The sequence below is a fragment of the Pseudodesulfovibrio sp. S3 genome (assembly GCF_004025585.1).
Lineage (GTDB): Bacteria > Desulfobacterota > Desulfovibrionia > Desulfovibrionales > Desulfovibrionaceae > Pseudodesulfovibrio.
Map to the genome: position 1 here is coordinate 37,479 of NZ_QTZO01000013.1, position 18,939 is coordinate 56,417.

The 18,939-nt window shown below is 59.3% G+C and carries 17 protein-coding genes; 12 read left to right on the top strand and 5 right to left on the bottom strand.

The annotated features are described in order from the left end of the window. Window positions 1-122 precede the first annotated feature (122 nt). On the top strand, window positions 123-1,160 hold the full coding sequence (gene rlmN, locus DWB63_RS13195; RefSeq protein WP_128329314.1) for a 23S rRNA (adenine(2503)-C(2))-methyltransferase RlmN: 1,038 nt from the start codon (window positions 123-125) through the stop codon (window positions 1,158-1,160). A gap of 9 nt (window positions 1,161-1,169) precedes the next feature. Here the strand turns inward: rlmN and DWB63_RS13200 are convergent, their stop codons facing one another. Further along, window positions 1,170-1,931: a hypothetical protein gene (locus DWB63_RS13200; protein WP_128329315.1), complete on the bottom strand. Its 762-nt coding sequence runs from the start codon at window positions 1,929-1,931 to the stop codon at window positions 1,170-1,172. A 150-nt stretch (window positions 1,932-2,081) separates the two neighbouring features. On the opposite strand from DWB63_RS13200, the gene zupT reads away from it, so the two are divergent. From zupT to DWB63_RS13235, 7 genes are all read left to right on the top strand, one after another. Next, a complete protein-coding gene (gene zupT, locus DWB63_RS13205; protein WP_128329316.1) occupies window positions 2,082-2,912 on the top strand; it encodes a zinc transporter ZupT in 831 nt (276 codons plus the stop codon). 442 nt (window positions 2,913-3,354) lie between these two features. After that, a complete protein-coding gene (locus DWB63_RS13210) occupies window positions 3,355-3,636 on the top strand; it encodes a hypothetical protein (protein WP_128329317.1) in 282 nt (93 codons plus the stop codon). A 15-nt stretch (window positions 3,637-3,651) separates the two neighbouring features. Further along, a complete protein-coding gene (locus DWB63_RS13215) occupies window positions 3,652-4,497 on the top strand; it encodes a deoxyribonuclease IV (protein WP_128329318.1) in 846 nt (281 codons plus the stop codon). Between the two features lie 130 nt (window positions 4,498-4,627). Continuing rightward, on the top strand, window positions 4,628-5,065 hold the full coding sequence (locus DWB63_RS13220; protein ID WP_347231975.1) for a GNAT family N-acetyltransferase: 438 nt from the start codon (window positions 4,628-4,630) through the stop codon (window positions 5,063-5,065). A gap of 172 nt (window positions 5,066-5,237) precedes the next feature. Beyond that, window positions 5,238-5,906 carry an HAD-IA family hydrolase gene (locus tag DWB63_RS13225; protein ID WP_128329319.1) on the top strand — a complete coding sequence of 223 codons (669 nt, stop codon included), beginning with the start codon at window positions 5,238-5,240 and terminating at the stop codon, window positions 5,904-5,906. Window positions 5,907-6,064: 158 nt separating this feature from the next. Beyond that, a complete protein-coding gene (locus DWB63_RS13230) occupies window positions 6,065-7,093 on the top strand; it encodes an HD-GYP domain-containing protein (protein WP_128329320.1) in 1,029 nt (342 codons plus the stop codon). A gap of 78 nt (window positions 7,094-7,171) precedes the next feature. Then, window positions 7,172-8,284 carry a DUF362 domain-containing protein gene (locus DWB63_RS13235; protein WP_128329321.1) on the top strand — a complete coding sequence of 371 codons (1,113 nt, stop codon included), beginning with the start codon at window positions 7,172-7,174 and terminating at the stop codon, window positions 8,282-8,284. Between the two features lie 51 nt (window positions 8,285-8,335). On the opposite strand, the gene DWB63_RS13240 is transcribed toward DWB63_RS13235, so the two are convergent. Next, window positions 8,336-9,220, bottom strand: a complete 885-nt coding sequence (locus tag DWB63_RS13240; protein WP_128329322.1) for a universal stress protein — start codon at window positions 9,218-9,220, stop codon at window positions 8,336-8,338. A 119-nt stretch (window positions 9,221-9,339) separates the two neighbouring features. Between DWB63_RS13240 and DWB63_RS13245 the strand changes: the two genes are divergently transcribed. The 3 genes from DWB63_RS13245 (at window position 9,340) to DWB63_RS13255 (ending at window position 13,209) form a co-directional block, all read left to right on the top strand. After that, window positions 9,340-9,912: a DUF4390 domain-containing protein gene (locus tag DWB63_RS13245; RefSeq protein WP_128329323.1), complete on the top strand. Its 573-nt coding sequence runs from the start codon at window positions 9,340-9,342 to the stop codon at window positions 9,910-9,912. Window positions 9,913-9,923: 11 nt separating this feature from the next. After that, window positions 9,924-12,116, top strand: a complete 2,193-nt coding sequence (locus tag DWB63_RS13250) for an ATP-binding protein (protein ID WP_128329324.1) — start codon at window positions 9,924-9,926, stop codon at window positions 12,114-12,116. 190 nt (window positions 12,117-12,306) lie between these two features. Further along, window positions 12,307-13,209 carry a TIGR01777 family oxidoreductase gene (locus DWB63_RS13255; protein ID WP_128329325.1) on the top strand — a complete coding sequence of 301 codons (903 nt, stop codon included), beginning with the start codon at window positions 12,307-12,309 and terminating at the stop codon, window positions 13,207-13,209. Between the two features lie 6 nt (window positions 13,210-13,215). Here the strand turns inward: DWB63_RS13255 and DWB63_RS13260 are convergent, their stop codons facing one another. Continuing rightward, window positions 13,216-13,797: a dienelactone hydrolase family protein gene (locus DWB63_RS13260; protein ID WP_128329326.1), complete on the bottom strand. Its 582-nt coding sequence runs from the start codon at window positions 13,795-13,797 to the stop codon at window positions 13,216-13,218. A 133-nt stretch (window positions 13,798-13,930) separates the two neighbouring features. Next, a complete protein-coding gene (locus tag DWB63_RS13265; protein WP_128329327.1) occupies window positions 13,931-14,563 on the bottom strand; it encodes a redoxin domain-containing protein in 633 nt (210 codons plus the stop codon). Window positions 14,564-14,778: 215 nt separating this feature from the next. On the opposite strand from DWB63_RS13265, the gene DWB63_RS13270 reads away from it, so the two are divergent. Beyond that, window positions 14,779-17,688 (top strand): insulinase family protein, encoded by a 2,910-nt coding sequence (locus DWB63_RS13270; protein WP_128329328.1) that lies wholly within the window; start codon window positions 14,779-14,781, stop codon window positions 17,686-17,688. Between the two features lie 7 nt (window positions 17,689-17,695). Here DWB63_RS13270 and DWB63_RS13275 read toward each other — a convergent pair whose 3' ends face one another. Beyond that, window positions 17,696-18,925: a glycosyltransferase family 2 protein gene (locus tag DWB63_RS13275; protein ID WP_128329329.1), complete on the bottom strand. Its 1,230-nt coding sequence runs from the start codon at window positions 18,923-18,925 to the stop codon at window positions 17,696-17,698. Window positions 18,926-18,939: the final 14 nt, after the last annotated feature.

Genomic DNA, 18,939 nt, shown 5'->3' on the forward strand with positions numbered 1-18,939 from the left:
TGCGCGTCCCATACATTGCGGAAATGCTTATGACAAGTTGTACTTTTTTTGCACATGCCCCCTGTGCCGTGTTGGTCAATTCGCCCTTGACACGCCTTGCCAATGACCTACAAGGGACACGCATGCAAAACCTCATCGAGCTGACAAAAAACGATCTCGAAGCCTTTGTGGCCGAGGACCTCAAGGAACCCCGTTTCCGGACCGAGCAGATCTGGCAGTGGCTGTGGCAAAAGCGCGTCCGCGACGTGGAAGCCATGACCAACCTGTCCAAGCCGCTTCGGGACAAGGTGGCGTCCATGGCCTGTATTGTCTGGCCCGAGATCGCCAAGGTGGCCACAAGCAAGGACGGGACCATCAAGTTCCTGCTGCGGCTGGGCGACGGCAAGCTCATCGAGACCGTGCTCATTCCCATGAACGACCGCTACTCCCAGTGCCTGTCCACCCAGGTGGGCTGCGCCATGGCCTGCACGTTCTGCAATACCGGCAAGCTCGGCTTCGAACGCAATCTTTCCTACGGCGAGATCATGGGGCAGATCCTGGTGGGCCGCCAGTACCTGGAAGACCGGGGCATGAACCCGCTCAAGAATCTCGTGTTCATGGGCATGGGCGAGCCGCTGCTCAACCTGGATAATCTGATCAAGGTATTGACCGACCTGCCGTGCGAACGCGGCCTTTCGCTCTCCTGGCGGCGGTCCATGGTTTCCACGGTGGGCTTCCCGGACAAGCTCAAGATTCTGGGCGATCTGGAAATAGCCCTGCCCGCCATCTCCCTGCACGCGCCCACCCAGGAACTGCGTGCGCAAATCATGCCCAAGGCGGCCAAGGTCCATCTGGACGACCTCATGGCGGCGCTTCGAGCCTATCCCATGCGTCCGCGTGAGCGGATCACCTTCGAGTATCTGCTCCTGAAGGACGTGAACGATTCCCTTGAACATGCGGATCAGTTGGCCCGACTCATCGACCGCAAAAAGGGCAAGATCAACCTCATCGCCTACAACGCCACCGAGGGCATGCCCTACGGCGCACCGGATCGCGACAAGGTGGAGGCGTTCGAGAAGCGGTTGTGGGCTCATGGCCTGACCGCTTTCATCCGCCGCTCCATGGGCGCGGACATCGAGGCGGCCTGCGGCCAGCTCAAGGCTGAGAACCGCGACACCTGACCCTGACGGCTATTGCATCAGGCCGTGTTTCTTCTTGATGGAATCCACCAGTTCGCGGTGGGTTTTCATGAATTCGTTGAATTCCCGGAGCACCTCGGGGCGGTTTATGGTCGACAGGTGGTAGACGTCGGTCTTGTGGGGCAGGGCAGGGTCCATGACCAGACGCCCCTTGAGTCCCATCGCCGCGAGCAGGTGGCGGACCGCCTCCTCGTTGGCGTAGACGGCGTCCACCCGGTCGATCAGCGCCTTGCCCAGCAGTCCTGAAATGGACGCGTTCTCCGAGACGGTCAGGTCTTTGGGATTCATGATGGGTTTGAGCAGCCAGGGCTTGAATCCGGCAATGATGCCCAGAACCCGGATGCCCTTGACGCCCCTTCCCAGATTCTCGGGCTTGACATGGATGCCGTCGGTGTATTCGCACACGGGATCGGAGTAGGTTATGGCGAGCCCCTTGCGCTTGCCGGGGTGCCAGTCTTTGGAGTCCGGGAATTTCAGGTCCAGGATGCGGGTGACCAGGAAATCCTGGTACAGCCGTTTAACGGGCAGGGGGTCGTAGACCAAGTCGTAGCCGTACTCGATGGCGAATGCGTCGAGAAGATCCCGGGCATAGCCCCTGTATTCACCGTTCTGGATGGAACCGTAGGGGGGGTAGTCCAGGCACTCGACTCCTACGGTGAGCCGCTGTCCGGCCAGGGCCGGGGTGATGAGAAGCAGAAGGGCACACAGGGCCAGGGCCGTCGCAAATGATCGCGTCAGGGCGGTCGTTGTCATCGTATCGGTTGCGGTTTGTTTCAAGTGAGGTTTTTCGGCTGGTTTGTTGTGAATAAGAGTAGCCCGTATTCGGGTTCACATGCTTTCGGAGATGGTTACCCCGAATCAAAGCAGGTGACAATGGTTAGTTAGGTAGCGTATATACCGGCCATGGATTCCCAAACCGTACTCTACGCCTTCGGGCTGACACTGTTCGCCGGACTTTCCACCGGCATCGGCTCGGCAATCGCATTTTTCGCCCGCCGGACCAATACCAAATTCCTGTCCCTTGCCCTGGGGTTTTCCGCAGGGGTCATGATCTATGTTTCCTTTGTGGAGATTCTGGTCAAGGCCAGGGATGCCCTGACCATTGAACTGGGCGAGTTTTCCGCCGCCTGGGTGACCGCGCTTTCCTTCTTCGGCGGCATCGCGTTCATCGCCGTCATCGACAAGTTCGTGCCCAGCTATGAAAATCCGCACGAGATGCATTCCATTGAAGAGATGGATGAAGGCAAGGAAAACCTGCCCAAGAACGAGGCCCACAATTTTGACAAATTGAGGCGTACCGGCGTGTTTGCGGCCATTGCCATCGCCATCCACAATTTCCCCGAGGGGCTGGCCACCTTTACCGCGGCCCTGACCGACCCGGCCCTGGGCACGGCCATTGCCGTGGCCATCGCCATCCACAACATCCCGGAAGGCATTGCCGTGTCCATCCCGCTCTTCTACGCCACCGGGGACCGCAAGAAGGCCTTTTTCTACTCCTTCCTGTCCGGCCTGTCCGAGCCGGTGGGCGCGCTCATAGGCTACCTCATCCTGATGCCGTTCTTCACGCCCACCCTCTTCGGCGTCCTGTTCGCGGGTGTGGGCGGGATCATGGTCTTTATCTCCCTGGATGAGTTGCTCCCGGCTGCCGAGGAGTTCGGTGAACACCACCTCGCTATCTACGGACTGATTGCCGGGATGGTGGTCATGGCCCTGTCCTTGTTGCTTTTTTTGTGACACGGTTTGGGATAGCCGGCCGTCTGCACCCCTTCCATGTACGATTTGAAGCTCAAGGCGGCGCGGCTGCGCCTGCGCTCAAGCCGTACCCGAAATCCACACGCCTGACCCGTTTTCGAAGGCCGTCCGAGAGCGGAAATCCGGGAATAACGTTTCTTTCAATCTAAGACATGAGGGCAGCGGCGAAGCGATGTGCCCCCCTGCATAACACGGCGCAAGGCTTGGAAGAGCGGGACAGATGTGCATGTGTCGGGTGTGGTTTAACCGGAGGCGCAGCCTGGCTACGGTGAGGATTAAACCGTGCCCGGCAAATGTGCAGATGGTCCGCTATCCCAAGCCGGGGAGCGAGGGAATCCGGGGGTTGCCTTCGTCCATCATCATATGTATGGGTAATCCCCTGCCGCCGGGATTCGGCGGACATCATATATTCAGGAGCGCATCTATGGCATCCAACGTGGACGAAATCACCATCAATTATTCCGAAGACAACCAGCTCATCGTCAAGGAGTTGGACAAGGTCATCCTGTCCAAGGGCGCATGGACCACCATCGTCTTCCGGTATCAGGAACTCAATCGCGCCAAGGGCGAATTCGGCCCGGAAAAATACACCATCCGCCGCTATCAGAAAGTGGACGGGACCTACCGTCCCAAGTCCAAGTTCAATATCTCCTCCCAGGCCCAGGCCCAGAAGGTCGTGGAAGCCCTGAGCGGCTGGTTCGAGTAGGTCTGAGAGGCGCCCATGTATTTGGGAGCGCATATGTCCATTGCCGGAGGCCTGTATATGGCCTTCGAGCGCATCGGCAAGGTCGGTGGCACGGCCTTGCAGATTTTTACCCGCAATCAGCGGCAGTGGAAGGTTCCCGACCTGACCGCTTACGACATAGAGCTTTTTTCCATGGCCTGGCAGCAGTGGGGTGATTATCCCGTTGCCGCGCACGATTCCTATCTGATCAATCTCGCCTCCAACAATCCCGACCTGCTGAACCGGTCGACCCTGGCCTTTGCCGAGGAACTCCGGCGGATCGAGGCCCTGTCCGTTCCCTATCTGGTCACCCATCCCGGTTCCCATCTGGGCGATGGCGTGGAGGCGGGCATAGAACGGTATGCGGCCAATCTTGACGCGGCCATCGAGAAATCCGGCAGCGAGCGCGGCATGGTCCTGCTGGAGACCACGGCCGGACAGGGCACCAACCTCGGTTCCACGTTCGAAGAGCTGGCAGCCGTCATCGCCCTGTCCGCCCACCCGGACCGGCTCGGTGTCTGCTACGACACCTGTCACACTTTTGCCGCAGGCTACGATATCCGAACTCCCGAGGCGTATGCGGAAACCTTTGCCGCCTTTGACCGCATCATCGGTCTGGACCGGCTCAAATTTTTCCATCTGAACGACACCAAGAACGAATTCGGCTCCCGCAAGGACCGGCACGAACATATCGGGCAGGGCGAGATCGGCCAGGAAGGCTTCCGCAACCTCATGCGCGACCTTCGTTTTGCCGACATCCCCAAGACTCTGGAAACGCCCAAGGACGACGACCTTGAAGACGACATTCGCAACCTGGACTTGCTGCGCGGACTGGTGAAATAGCATTCGAAGCGCCCATCCGGTTGGCTGCGGCGCCAGTTGCGCGTTCGAATCTGCTGGTCCTGACAATTCAGTTGTAAGGGCCTTTTCATTTGGGTATTCCTTGGTTGGTGCTTCATCAGGAGAGAAAGGCATGCCAATGAACATCGTCGTTGCAATGGAAGATGACTACCTTGAAATCATGGAAGTTTGGGAAGCATCCGTTCGGGCTACGCATGAGTTCCTGACGGAAAGGGATATCCGGTTTTTCAGGTCTGTGATTCTGAGTGAATATCTTCCCACGGTCACGCTCCATTGCGTCAAGGACGGGGTTGGTAGAATCCACGGCTTCGTGGGTGTGGTCGAACAGGCTGTAGAAATGCTGTTTCTGGCCCCGCAAAGCAGGGGCAAGGGGCTGGGGAAGATGTTGTTGAATTTTGCCATAGCCGAATTCGGGGCAAGGAAGTTGGACGTTAACGAACAAAATCCTGGTGCGGTCGGTTTCTACGAACACATGGGGTTCAAGGTAGTGAGCCGTTCTCCGGTGGATGCAACGGGCAAGCCATTTCCTCTCCTGCATATGGAGCTGTAGTTTTTGAATTCTGCGTGCACTGCACGTCGCAACACATACTCCCCCTCCTATCCCGCGAAGCGACACCGAAAAGTTAGGAAAGGAGAGGGGATGGGGTCCGGTGAAGGGGAGAGGGAAAGCCCTTTTCAAAGGGTTTCTCTCTCCCCTTCACCGGCTGCCGGAGGCCTCTGTCTTGCCCAAGCTTGACGCCATTATATTCGATTTCGACGGGACGTTGGCCGACGTGCCTTTGGACTTTGATTTCATGAAGACCAAGATCGCGGCCCTGGGCGAGGTGTTCATGGACGAGCGCCCGGTGCCTGACGGTCTGCCCGCGCTGGAGTGGCTGGAGGCGCTGGCGGCCCAGGTCATGGAGCGGGACCGGGCCGAAGGCATGGAGTTCCTGTCGCGCGGCAGGCTGGTCATCGCGGCCACGGAGCTGGACGCAGCCAGGGACGGCCAGCTGTTCGAGTTCACCCGACCGACTCTTGCCACGCTGCGAAAACGCGGTGTGGCCGCAGGCGTGATCACCCGCAATATCTCGGCGGCGGTGAAAGTGGTTTTCCCTGACATAGAGAAATTTATCGAAGTATTCATTCCCCGCGAGATCGCCGTGTGTCTCAAGCCGAATCCCGGCCACCTGCTTCAGGCCTTGGATTTACTGGGCATTGCCCCGGAACATACCCTCATGGTGGGTGATCACCCCATGGATGTCGAGACGGCCAAGGCCGCCGGGGCCATGTCCGCGGCCGTGACCAGCGGCAAGGTGACTGCCCAGGGGTTTGCTCATCTCGACCCCGATTTCGTGTCTGCGGACGTGCAGGCCCTGATGGCTGTTCTGGCGGAGACCGGCCTTTTGTGACATCTGCGCATATATTTTTCGAACAGCTGTCCGGACATGCGGGCTCTTTCCGTGTCGTTTGGTGAACGACAGGAATAGTGCGGCTAACGACATTGTGCAGCTATTGTAAATAAGCTAATGTTAAGAAAGGAAACATTACTATTATCAGGCGAGAGAACATGTTCGATTGGGAAAAATCCATGTCGGCCGAAGAGGCACGAAAGGCCATGGAGCGGGAGCGCCCTGAAGGACGCGAGCCGGAGACGGTGGTCGTTGTCGGGGAAATGGTTCCCATTCAGGAGGAATTGGTTCGCGCCGATAGGATGTATGGCGAGGCCGTGGGGTACGCACATGAGTTCATGGACGCGGTCAGGCGCGGAAAGTCCTTTGAATTCAATGATGCCGTGCCGCTGGTCAGCGGATTTATCGAGTCCGTGTTTCGGAACGAGTCGGCCGCTGCCGCCATCGGCAAGCTGAAGGCTTTTGACAAGTATACCTATACCCACTGCATCAACGTTTCCATCCTGGCCGTGATCCTCGGCAAAAGGCTCGGTTATTCTCAGGAGAATCTTGAACTGATCGGTCTTGCCGGAATCTTCCACGACGTGGGCAAGGCGGTCATTCCAGAAAGCGTCTTGAACAAGCCGGGCAAGTTGAACGAAAAAGAGATGAATATCATGCGCACACACCCCCTGCGCGGATACGAGATCCTCAAGAAGCAGAAGAACATCCCGGAAGAGGTCCTGCACGCGGCATTGGACCACCACGAAAAATTCGACGGCAGCGGATATCCGCGCGGCCTGAAGGGAGACGAGATCAGCGATTTTTCCCGGTTGTTGTCCGTGGTGGATGTGTACGACGCCCTGACCAGCAAGCGGGTGTACAAGGATCCTTTGCCGCCCGGCAAGGTTCTGGGGATGATGTTCAAGTGGCGGGTGACCGACTACCACCCCAATATCGTGGAGGAGTTCATCAAGAGTCTGGGGGTGTATCCCGTGGGCAGTTTTGTGCGTCTCTCCAACGGACATTATGCCGTGGTCATCGATCACAACATCGTCGACCCGCTTTTGCCCCTGGTTCGCGAGGTCTATGACGGTTCCATGCGGCAGATCCCGGCCACTGAAATCGATCTGGCCGTCAGCGGGACGACCATCACCGAAGTGGTCAATCCCGACGATTACAACATCAACGTCTACAGATTGATCTAGCTGATCCCGTCGGTCCGCTTTCCTGTCCCGGCCTTCCGTGGTACATTTCCCCATCGATGCTTCAACAAGGATGTTTCCATGGCTTCAAAGGTGTATTTCTGGAATCTGCGGGCCTCGTCCAAGGCTCCGTTCGGCAAGAGGATGCGCAGCCTGCTCAAGGCCGCCAAAGCGGATAAGGCCATCAACGAGGGCGACCTGACCGCGGTCAAGCTGCACTTCGGCGAACAGGGAACCACCGGTTTCCTGCGTCCTTTGTGGATCAAGCCGATCCTGGATTTCATCATCGAGGCGGGCGGGAAGCCGTTTTTGACCGATGCCTCCACCTTGTATGTGGGCCAGCGCGGTGAGGCTGTGTCCCATGCCCTGTGTGCGGCCCGGCACGGTTGGGATCCGCTCATCCTGAATGCGCCGGTGATCATCGCCGATGGCCTCAGGGGAGAGTTCGAGGTGACCGTGCCCGTGGAGGGCAAGCATCTGGACGAGGTCTATCTGGGCGGGGCCATTGCCGAGGCCGATTTCCTGGTGTCGCTGAATCATTTCAAGGGGCACGAACTGGCCGGTTACGGAGGCGCTCTCAAAAATCTCGGTATGGGGGCCGCATCCAAGAAGGGCAAGATGCAGCAGCATTTTTCCACTGGTCCCATTGTCAAACCGGACCTGTGCGAGGCGTGCGAGGCCTGCATCAAGGCATGCAAGACCGGGGCGCTTTACATCGACGATACTATTGGCAAGATAGCCCTCAACGCGGAAAAGTGTGTGGGTTGCGGTGGCTGTTTCGTGGCTTGTCGCCACGGCGGCCTGGAGGTGAACTGGAAGGTGGGCGTTCAGGACTTTCTGGAGCGGATGATGGAGTACGTCAAGGGCGTGCTGGCCACCAAGCGCACCCCCTGTCTGCATGTCAATTTCGTCATGGACGTGGTGCCCGACTGCGACTGTGTGGGCTTTACCGATGCACCCATCTGCCCGGATATCGGCGTCCTGGTCAGCTTCGACCCCGTGGCCGTGGATCAGGCGTCCATGGACCTGGTCAGTCAGGCCCAGCCCCTGTATCCGAGCCAGTTGCCCTTCGGGGTGACTCCCGGTCAAAACAAGTTTCTGGCCATCCACAGGCACGTGCCCGAAAACTTCGGCCTGGACTACGCCGAGGAACTCGGTATCGGCACACGGGAGTATGAGCTGGTGAGCCTGTAGGGGCTCTGTTCGAAGTCGTTTTTCCGTCTCCTGCGCAGATGTACGGTGCGTCTATTTGCTGATCCAGAGGGCCGCGTCCGTGAGTTGGCGCAGGAGCTGTACCGAGACCGTGCTGGGAAACAGGTTTTCCATCCTGGTCTGACTGCTGGTGCCGTGCCGTCCCACGCCCACCGCAGAGTAGTTGCCCACCTGCACCTCACTGAGGATAGCCTTGACCACGTTTTTATCCGTGACCATCTTCAGTTCGATGCGGTCATCAGGGACGCCGTTCTCGCCCAGCAAGGCCAAACCCTCATCAAAGATACGCCCGGCCCGGGCCGTTTCGTAGCCCTGCTGGGCCACATGAAACAGCGTGAAGGTATGCCTGGGTTCCTCGGCCAGCATGTACCCGGCGTGGTCGACCATGCGCAGGGAGGGTTCTGAGCCGTCCATGCACAGCAGGATATCGTGCCGGGGGTGGTCGGGCGGCCGTTTGCAGACCCAGATGGGGAAATCGATGTCCTGCCACAACAGCTCGTGACACACGGAGTTCTCGAATATCTCCTCGAACCAGGAGAACTCCTTGCGGCCCAGGACCAGGGCATCGTAGAGGCCGTTTCGCGCTTCGTCGATGAGTTCCCGGACAGTGCCCACCTTGGAATGCACCACCTTGGTTCGTACTTTTTCACCGCTGCATCCTGCGACGTCGACTATCCAGCGGCGCGCATCTTCGAGCGCCTTTTTCCCTGAGCCTTTCTTGTGAGCCACAAGCTCCCTGTGCTCGTCGTCCGTGAGGGGCCTGTTTGTATCGAGCCTGTCGCAGATGACGACTCTGGGGGCAACATAGAACAGGGTCATCTTGAGGTCGCAGAAGCTGTCGAACACCTCGTTGAGGAAACGCAGGTTGTATGAGGCGGCGCGGTCGTCGCCGATGGCGAGGAGGAGGTCTTTTTCCACGGGGAGGACTCCTTTGGGAATGTGTATTCGTTATTCATGACACTAACGGACCGGACCGGGAAAAGACAAGGCCGGACCTCTTGTCCTTTATATCGGGTGCTGGTACATGTTCAAGGATAATGCGTACCCATGAGAAAAAGAAGATTTTGGCCCAAATCGGGGTTGTCCTGGTTATCCTCCTCCTGGCCGGAAGCGCACTGGCCCAGAGTCTGAGCCTCATGGCCCCTTCCCTGGCCAATGTACGGGGCAGGCTCACGGCCCGTTTCGGGGTCGCCGTGGAGGAGAAACCCATATTGAAGGGAGAGCTTGAGGACGGTGGCGTGCTGGTACTCAAGTGTCAGGTGCGGCTGATCGAAGCCAACGATTACTGGTTTAATCGTGTGATTTCCGAGGCCCAGTTCGAGAGCATCCTCAAGTTCGATCCGCTGACCAGGGATTTCATCATGTCCCTGCCTGATCGCGAGACCCTCCTGCGGAATACCGACCTGGGCAAGCTGCTCGACGAGGGCTGGGGGACCATAGAAGCCAGCTTGGGCGAGTGGGCACTCCTTGACCGCGGCAGAAAGTACAGTCTGCTGCTGCATACCTCCATGAACGAGCAGGACGCGCCCGAGGGCGTGATGCGGTATATCTATTTCTGGTCCTGGGACGCCGGGGCCGACAACTCCTTTCAGCTTGATTTTACCTTCTAGCGGAGCTGCCAGTGACGCCTGATCCAATCCGCATCAGCTCCACCACCCGTCGTGACCAGAAGCGACACAAGCGCGAGTATATCCTTGCCCTGGTCTTTCTGGTGCTCATCGTCGGACTGACCTTTGCCGAACTCAAGTACCTGAGCGGGGATTACTACCTTATTCTCAACCTGCTCATTTTGAACGTGGTCTTCCTGCTGGCCATGCTTTTTTACGTGGCCAGGAATGCGGTCAGGCTCATTCTCGAACGGCAGCGAAGGGTTCTCGGGTCCAAGCTGCGCACGCGTCTGGTATTGGCTTTCATCTCTCTGTCGCTCATTCCTACCGTGCTCATCTATCTGGTCTCGGTGAAGTTCGTGCAGACCTCGGTGGACTACTGGTTCAAGGGCCAGGTGGAGGAGTCCATGGAGCAGGCCCTGGAGCTGGGACGGGCTTTTTACGGTTCGGCTCAGGAGCGGTTGGAGCGGCGCGGCGCGGTCATGATCAATGAGATCATCGAGTCCAAGTTCGCCTGGGGCGGCAAGGCCATGGACAAGTACCTGAGCAAGAAATTCGACGAATACGACCTGACCCTGGTGGGTGTCATCAACCCCGAGGGCAATGAACAGAACACCCATGCCACGGCCCAGTGGAGTCAGGCCTGGCCTGAGATCAAGGAGAAGATCGACTGGGTGTCGCTGCGCGCGGACCCGCGTTCCTGGACGACCATCATTCCCAAGCCCGGGTCCGATCTGGTGCTCGGGGTTACGCCCGTGGACGAAGGGCGGAGCGGCTATCTGGTCATCGGTGAAACCGTGGGCCAGGGGCTCCTGCACCGCCTCGATCAGATCGTGCGCGGCCTGGACGAATACAAGAAGCTCAAGACCCGCAAATATCCGTGGAAGATGAATCTCTATCTTACCCTGGGGGTCATGGCCCTGCTCATCATTCTGGGTGCCATCTGGTTCGGGTTCAGGCTGGCCAAGGAAATATCGGCCCCGGTTCAGGCCCTGGCCGCAGGCACCGAGCGCATTGGGCGCGGGGACCTTTCCGTCCGCCTGGAGGATCGCTCCGACGACGAACTCGGGTTTCTGGTTCAGTCCTTCAACCGCATGGCCGAGGATCTGGAACAGAGCCAGAACTCGGTGCAGCAGGCAAACGAGCGCCTGGGCCAGCAGAATCAGGAGTTGGAGCGGCGTGGGCAGTATATCGAGACCGTGCTCAACAACATCACCTCGGGCGTCATCTCCATGGACGCCGAAGGACGCATCGGCACGGTGAACACCGCAGCCGAGAATATTCTCGGAGTTCCTGGTGTCTTTCTTATCGGCAAGGTGCCGCACAACCTGCTCTCCGGGGATTTCGCCCTGTTGATGCAGGGTGCCATCACGCAACTTTCCTCAAAACCCGGTGCAGTCTGGCAGCGTCAGATCGATCTGCCCGTGCGGGGCAAGATCATCAAGGTCCTGGTCAACGTGGTGTCGCTCAAGAATGTGGGTGGTCGCAACGCGGGTCATGTGGCCGTGTTCGAGGACATCACCGAGCTGGAAAAAATTCAGCGTTTGGCCGCATGGCGTGAAGTGGCCCGCCGCATCGCCCATGAGATCAAGAATCCGCTCACTCCCATCAAGCTGTCGGCCCAACGTTTGCAGCGCAAGTATGGCGGCAGGATCGGCGAGGCGACTTTTGACGAGTGTACCGGGTTGATCGTCAACCAGGTGGAGCGGCTCCAGAACATGGTCACCGAGTTTTCTGCCTATGCCAAGCTGCCTGAAGTGCAGCCGCAACCGGACCTGCTGGCCCCGCTCCTGGAAGAGGTCACGGCCATGTTCGCGAATACCCATCGCAAGATAAAGTGGGATCTTTCCTTTTCCACGCCCATCCAGGAATTTCCCTTTGACCGGGAGGGTATCCGCAAGGTGCTCATCAACCTGCTTACCAATGCGGCCGAGGCCCTGCGGGGCATGAAGGGCGGCGAGGTCCAGATCACGACCGCCCATGACGTTGAAGCGGGTACGGTGACCATTGCCGTGGCTGACAACGGGCCGGGGCTGCCCAAGGATTCCTCGCGCATGTTCGAGCCTTACTACACGGAAAAGAAGGGCGGCACAGGCCTGGGCCTGACCATTGTCCGGTCCATCGTCTCCGACCACGGCGGCACAGTTCGTGCCGCATCCAATCACCCTCAGGGAACGGTCTTCATCGTCGAGTTGCATGACGCCTGATCCGCTGGTCTTGTCCGTACATAAATCCGGAAGACACGGGTAACCGTGCAGGCGAACGTGTAATCGACGAGCAGGTCTGATTTTTCCAATCGTGTTGACATGTTGGAAACTGGCAATCGATTTCGAGCCGTGTTAATCTGGATTTGGGCGTGACGCTTTCACGCCCGAACACGTATTCAAGGATAATGCAGTGCGCGCAATAATCGCCGGCGGGACCGGCTTCATAGGCAGGGCTCTGGTTCGGGAACTCAAGGAGCACGGTTGGGAGATCGTGGTTCTGTCACGCAATCCCGGCAAGGTCGCTGCCGTGTTCGATACCGGCGTCATAGGTATGCCATGGGACAACGGCGACTGGCCCGACATGATCGAGCCGGATACGGCCGTGGTCAATCTGGCTGGGGAAGACATTGCGGGCGGTCGGTGGACCGGGGCCAGGAAGCGGCGCATCCTGGACAGCCGGGTCCGGGCGGGCGAGCGTATCGTTCAGGCTGTGAAAAAGGCGGGCGTTGCCCCCGGCGTCCTGATTCAGGCCTCGGCTGTTGGTTACTACGGTCCGTGCGGCAACACGCCTGTCAATGAATACGCTGAGTCCGGCAAGGGATTCCTGGCCGAAGTGACTCGTCGGTGGGAGTCTTCGACGTCCGGGCTGGAGGAGCTGGGTTCCAGGCGTTGTATCGTCCGTACGGGGGTGGTCCTCGGTCAGGGCGGAGCGCTCAAACGCATGTTGCCTCCCTTCCGATATTTCCTGGGCGGGCCTCCCGGCAGCGGTTTCCAGGGCGTCTCCTGGATTCACCTGCACGATGAAGTCAGGGCCATTCGGTTTCTCATGGAAAACCCCGAGGCCAGCGGTCCATACAATCTGACCTCCCCAAATCCGGTCAATTTCCGCAAGTTCGCCCACGCCTTGGGCACGGTCCTGAACCGTCCCTACAAGACCCCGGTGCCGCCGTTCGCCCTGCGTCTGCTGTTTGGTGAGATGGCCGACGAGGTGCTGCTCTCCGGTCAGTTGGCCCTGCCCGAACGGTTGATGAAGGCGGGCTTCACCTTCGGTTTTCCTGACCTCAGGGATGCGCTTCGGGATATTCTTCGATAGGGACTGCTACTTCCCCAAGCCGTGATCAAGAATGGCGATCTTTTCCGTCAGCCAGTTGGTCCAGAATCGGCAGACAGTTTTGTCGTGGTGTGCGGAAAGGGGATTCATGAACCCATGCCCCGCTTCGGCCTGATGACACAGCACCAGCGGTTTTGTCTCCAGGGTGCGGATCAACTCGGTCACGTCGAAGTGGGGTTCGCGGTTGGGAAAGATCAAATCCACGGGCGCATGTGGGGTGAGGTCCGCCATGTCCCGGATGGCGGAGCCGTAGAAACAACATGCCCGGATCGCGGGTGAGGGTTTTTGGCAGGCAGCCGCCCAGACCGCACCGGCCCCGGCGCTGAAGCCGACCAGGAAAACCGGGTACTCGGCCCTGTTCAACCGTGCGGTTACCCGTCGGGCGTACTCCGCATGCCCACACTGATCGAGATAGGCCGCATAAGCCTCGTTCTCGTTGGAGAAATGCGGGTCGCGGCCGTCATAGGGGTCGATGACGTTGACCCGGTACGCGAGCGGACGCAGGGTTTCCGCGAGGCTGTCCACGTGGGCCGTGCGTCCCCATATCTCGGTGGCCAATATGATTTCCAAATCTGTTCCTTGGCGTTGCTGGATCATAGTACATAGTCCCCATGCCGGGAACTGGCAACAAGGAGAACGCCCCCTCCGAACCGTTCGGAGGGGGCGTTTGTGCAACAGGAGTTACGAGAGTGTGAGATCGTAACTAGTCGTTAAGCGCTTCGTAGACCTTGCCCACCATGGCGTCGTTGGGGGTCAGGGTTTTTTCGCCGGGAGTCCACTTGGCCGGGCAGACCTCGGCGGGATGGTCCTTGAGGTAGGTGTTGGCCTCCATCTTGCGGACCAGTTCGTCGGCGTTGCGGCCCACGTTGTAGAAGTTGACTTCGGACGAGGCCAGCACGCCTTCGGGGTTGATGACGAAGGTGCCGCGCAGGGCCAGGCCGGTGTCGTAGTCCCAGACATCGAAGAAGCGGGACACTTCGCCCGTGGGGTCGGCGGCCATCTTGAACCTTACGTCCGCCAGCATGCGCTCGTCCGTCCTCCAGGCCATGTGGCTGAATTTGGTGTCCGTGGATACGGAGATCACCTCGGCACCCAGCTTGACCAGTTCCTGGTGTCTGGTTGCCAGATCAGCCAACTCGGTGGGGCAGACAAAGGTGAAGTCGGCCGGGTAGAAGAACAGGATGGTCCACTTGCCTTCTTTGCGCACAGCGCCCAGGTCCACTTCGCAGAAGGCACCTTCGGCAGGATCAAAGGCCTCCATGGTAAATGCAGGGACAGGCTGGCCTACTTTGGCGAAATCAGGCATCATTTCATCGGTATCGTGTTCGTGTGTCATAATTTATTCCTTGTTATCGAGTGAGTTGAATTATTAATAGGAATGATTTCTGTTCTCAAGAGACTAGTGCTGGTCCGTACTGCCGTCAAGTGTTTTTTGCATAATTCCCCACTTTGCCCCCGGGAGCGTGGTAGTGTATACCGTGACTTCGTGCTGACGCGGCGTATGTGCCGGCGTCCGGGCTGGTCCTGATACATACAAATAAGAGAGTATACATGAGTTTCGGTTTTACCAAGATACGGGAAATGGAAATTGAGGAGATGGCAACCACGGCCATCATCTACCGCCACGACAAGACCGGCGCACGCGTCCTGTCCATGATCAACGACGACGAGAACAAGGTGTTCGGCATCTCGTTCCGCACGCCGCCCAAGGATTCCACAGGCGTGGCGCATATCCTGGAGCATTCGGTCCTGTGCGGGTCCGACAGGTATCCGGTCAGGGAGCCTTTCGTGGAACTGCTCAAGGGGTCGCTCCAGACCTTTCTCAATGCCCTGACCTTTCCGGACAAGACCTGTTATCCTGTTGCCTCGGCCAATGTGCAGGACTTCTACAATCTGATCGACGTCTATCTGGATGCGGTTTTCCATCCCCGCCTGACCGAGAACACCCTGAAGCAGGAGGGCTGGCATTATGAACTGGAGAGCCGCGAGAAATCCATGACCTACAAGGGCGTGGTCTTCAACGAGATGAAGGGCGCGTACTCCTCGCCCGATTCCCTGCTCCACGAGCACTCCCAGCAGTCCCTGTTCCCGGACGTCACCTACGGCCTGGATTCCGGCGGCGACCCGGCAACCATCCCGGACCTGACCTTCGAGCAGTTCATGGCCTTTCATCGCGATCACTATCATCCGTCCAACGGATACGCCTTTTTCTACGGGGACGATGATCCGCAAAAGCGGCTGGAAATCCTGGACGCGGTTTTTTCCGGGTATGAGGCCATTGACGTGGCCGAAACCCGCGTGCCTTTGCAGGAACGGTTCGCTGAAGCCCGGTCCGTGCGCAAGGGATACCCCGCGTCCGACCGCCTGGCCAAGGGCATGTTCACGGTCAACTGGCTCCTGGCCGAGACTGCGGACGCCAACCTGAACCTGGCCCTGCACATCCTGGAGCACATCCTCATCGGCCTGCCCAGCTCGCCGCTGAAGAAGGCGCTTACGGACTCGGGCCTGGGCGACGATCTGGCCGGTGTGGGGTTGGAAGCGGACATGCGCCAGATGTTCTTTTCCGTGGGGCTCAAGGGCATGCACCCGTCCAACGCCATCAAGGCGGAGTCGATCATTTTCCATACCATCAAGGAATTGGTGGAGAACGGCATCGACGTCCGCGACATCGAGGCGGCCGTGAACTCGGTGGAGTTTTCCCTGCGCGAGAACAACACCGGCTCCTATCCGCGCGGCCTGTCCCTCATGTTTCAGGCCCTGTCCACCTGGATTTATGACGACGACGGGCAGGAGGGCGACCCCCTGATTCTGCTCCCCTTCGAACAGCCCCTGAAGAATATCAAGGCGTGGATCGAAAAGGGCGACAGGATTTTCGAGGAGTTGCTGGCGCGGCTTTTTCTGCACAACCCCCATCGCACCACCGTGTTGCTGGAACCGGACCACAAGATGGCCCGGCGCATGTCCAAGGTCGAGATCGATCGCCTTGCGGCAGCCAAGGACGCCATGACCCCGGAGCAGCTGGATGCGGTCATTGCCGATGCCAGGGAGCTGAACCGCCTTCAGGCAGAACCGGATTCGGTGGATGCCCTGAACACCATCCCCCGCCTGTCGGTGAGCGACCTGCCCGCCGAGAACCGGATCATCCCCGCCGAACTGCGGCAGGTGGCAGGCCGGGACCTGCTCTATCATGACCTGTCCACCAACGGCATCGGGTACCTGGATTTCGGGTTCGACCTGTCGGTCATACCGGACGAGCTGCTGCCCTATACAGGCATTTTCGGGCGTGCCCTGGTGGAGTCCGGCACCACCACGCGGGATTATGTGGACCTGTCCCAGCGCATTGCCCGGACCTCCGGCGGCATCTGGACCCAGGCTTTTGCCTCGCCCATACGCGATTCAAGGGACGCGGCTGCCCGGCTGTTCGTGCGCACCAAGGCCACAGCGGAAAAGATGACTTCCACCCTGGAAATCCTGACCGAAATCCTGACTTCGGCCAAGCTCGACAACAAGGAGCGGCTCTCGAACATCGTGTCCGAGGCCCGTGCCCGCGCCGAGCAGCGACTGATTCCGTCCGGTCACATGGTCGTGGCTACGCGGCTGCGCGCCCGGACCCACACGGCCCATGCCATGGACGAGGCCATGTCCGGCCTGACCAACCTGCATTTCCTGCGTGATCTGGAAAAGCGCATGGAGGATGATTTCCGCAACGTTGCCAAGGACCTGGAGCGATTCCGTTCCCTGCTCCTGAACCAGGGCAACCTGCTGGTCAACGCCACCATGGATGCGGACATCTTCAGTGCATTGGAGACGGAACTGGCTTCCGTGGTCGGGGCCCTGCCCCAGGGGAAAGTCGCCATGGCCACGCGTACCGCACCGCAGCTTCCCCGCCGCGAGGGCCTCGCCATACCGGCCCAGGTCAACTATGTGGGCAAGGGGTGCTCTGTGGCCGAGCACGGCTTCGTCTTCACCGGCGCGGCCCAGGTGGTGAACAAGCTCATCCGCACCGGCTATCTCTGGGAAAAGGTCCGAGTCCAGGGCGGGGCTTACGGCGCATTCTGCATCATGGACCGCCTGGCCGGGGCGCTCGCCTTTGTCTCCTACCGCGACCCCAATGTGGCCGATACCGTGGCCGCCTTTGACGCGGCGGCCGACTATCTCGAAACCGTGAACATCAACGGCGATGAGCTGGAAAAGTCCATCATCGGTGCCATAGGCGAGATCGATTCCTACCAGTTGCCCGACGCCAAGGGGTTCACCAGCCTGATCCGCCATCTCACGGGCCAGGACAACGGCTACCTCCAGATCATCCGCGATCAGGTGCTCTCGGCCACCGAAGCGGACTTCCGCGCCTTTGCACAGGCCGTGCGCATCAATGCGCAGCACGGCGACATCTGCGTGCTCGGGGACTCCCTGGCCATGGAAAACGCCGGGCTGGATCTGGAATTGGAGCAGGTGTTGTAAGGGGCGGTCAGTCGTCGAGGAAAGCTTCCAGCGCGGCCTGGACTGTCGGGTACTGGACGGTCTGCATGATGTTGCGGGCTTTCCGGGCCAACCCTTTCCGGTCCGCCATGGTTCTCTGCATATCCCGGATGGTGGCGGCGTATTTGTCCGCCATGTCCGGGATGTTGCATTGCCGCATGATACGCTCGCAATCCGCGAATGACTGAAGACTCGGGCAGAGCAGGGAGCGGAAATAGGCCACGGGCATGGCTTCGGTCAATCTGCCTTGATCCGCCAACATGCGGAACAGGGTGTCGTAGCCCGCAGCCCACAGCGGTTCCCGCTCCAGGAGCGCGAACAGATGTTCCGTGGTCGGATCGTCGAGGTGTCGGGCCAGTTCTTCCGTGCGTTCTTCGGGCAAGCGCACCATCAGCTCCAGCCAGGGGGTGAACCCCGGCTCGAACCCGTCAGCCAGGATCAGGTCGTACAAATCCGCCTTTGCGTGCCTGCACCGCCTCCGAAGCAGGCGCAGGTTGTCGGACTCATGGTCGAACCGTCCTTCGGTGCCGTGGGTGAGGTGATAGGTCACGCTCTGTGGGATGATCGAAAAATAACCGCCCTGTCGGGCTATGCGGCAACACAGGTCCACGTCTTCCATGCCGTTGACGAACCCTGCAAAAAAGCCGTTTTCAGCCTTGAACAGCCGGGTGGGCATGAGCAGGGCCGCTGCCGTGACCACGTTCAGCCTGCGTTGTTTTGTGACGGCCGGATGCGTGTGGGGAAAATATTCATACAGGTGCCGGAATTCCATGCCGTAGGAGACCGCAATGCCCAGGTGCTGCACCCGCTTGGAGCGCACGGTGCCGTCATCAGGGAACAGGAGCAGGGGGCCGACACCGGCAAGGCGGGGGTCGCCCTTCATGGCCTTGAGAAGCGGGGGCAACCAGTTGGGCGTCACGAGAGTGTCGTTGTTCAGGAAGTAGAGATATTCCGCCGAGCTGGCCCAGGCACCTTCGTTGCACGCCTTGGCAAACCCCAGATTTTCAGTCAGACGCAAATAGGTGAAGTGTTCGCCGAAGAGCGATTTGCCCAGCAGGGGGGCCTCGTCGGGCGTTTGGTCCGTGGAGCCGTTGTCCGCCAGGATGACCTGAAAATCCGGGCCGGGGGTATGTTCCCTGAGGCTGTGCAGACAACTGCTCGTCAACTCCCAATTGTTCCATACCGGGATGACCACGGAAACGGTGTGCAGTGGTTTCATAGTGTTGTCGGGTG

What these genes read in the sequence shown, in the direction of transcription:
- DWB63_RS13210 (WP_128329317.1), top strand. Translation starts at nt 3,355, where the DNA reads ATGGCATCCAACGTGGACGAAATCACCATCAATTATTCCGAAGACAAC.
- DWB63_RS13200 (WP_128329315.1), bottom strand. Translation starts at nt 1,931, where the DNA reads ATGACAACGACCGCCCTGACGCGATCATTTGCGACGGCCCTGGCCCTG.
- zupT (WP_128329316.1), top strand. Translation starts at nt 2,082, where the DNA reads ATGGATTCCCAAACCGTACTCTACGCCTTCGGGCTGACACTGTTCGCC.
- DWB63_RS13230 (WP_128329320.1), top strand. Translation starts at nt 6,065, where the DNA reads ATGTTCGATTGGGAAAAATCCATGTCGGCCGAAGAGGCACGAAAGGCC.
- DWB63_RS13265 (WP_128329327.1), bottom strand. Translation starts at nt 14,563, where the DNA reads ATGACACACGAACACGATACCGATGAAATGATGCCTGATTTCGCCAAA.
- DWB63_RS13275 (WP_128329329.1), bottom strand. Translation starts at nt 18,925, where the DNA reads ATGAAACCACTGCACACCGTTTCCGTGGTCATCCCGGTATGGAACAAT.
- DWB63_RS13270 (WP_128329328.1), top strand. Translation starts at nt 14,779, where the DNA reads ATGAGTTTCGGTTTTACCAAGATACGGGAAATGGAAATTGAGGAGATG.
- DWB63_RS13235 (WP_128329321.1), top strand. Translation starts at nt 7,172, where the DNA reads ATGGCTTCAAAGGTGTATTTCTGGAATCTGCGGGCCTCGTCCAAGGCT.
- DWB63_RS13245 (WP_128329323.1), top strand. Translation starts at nt 9,340, where the DNA reads ATGCGTACCCATGAGAAAAAGAAGATTTTGGCCCAAATCGGGGTTGTC.
- DWB63_RS13215 (WP_128329318.1), top strand. Translation starts at nt 3,652, where the DNA reads ATGTATTTGGGAGCGCATATGTCCATTGCCGGAGGCCTGTATATGGCC.
- rlmN (WP_128329314.1), top strand. Translation starts at nt 123, where the DNA reads ATGCAAAACCTCATCGAGCTGACAAAAAACGATCTCGAAGCCTTTGTG.
- DWB63_RS13220 (WP_347231975.1), top strand. Translation starts at nt 4,628, where the DNA reads ATGCCAATGAACATCGTCGTTGCAATGGAAGATGACTACCTTGAAATC.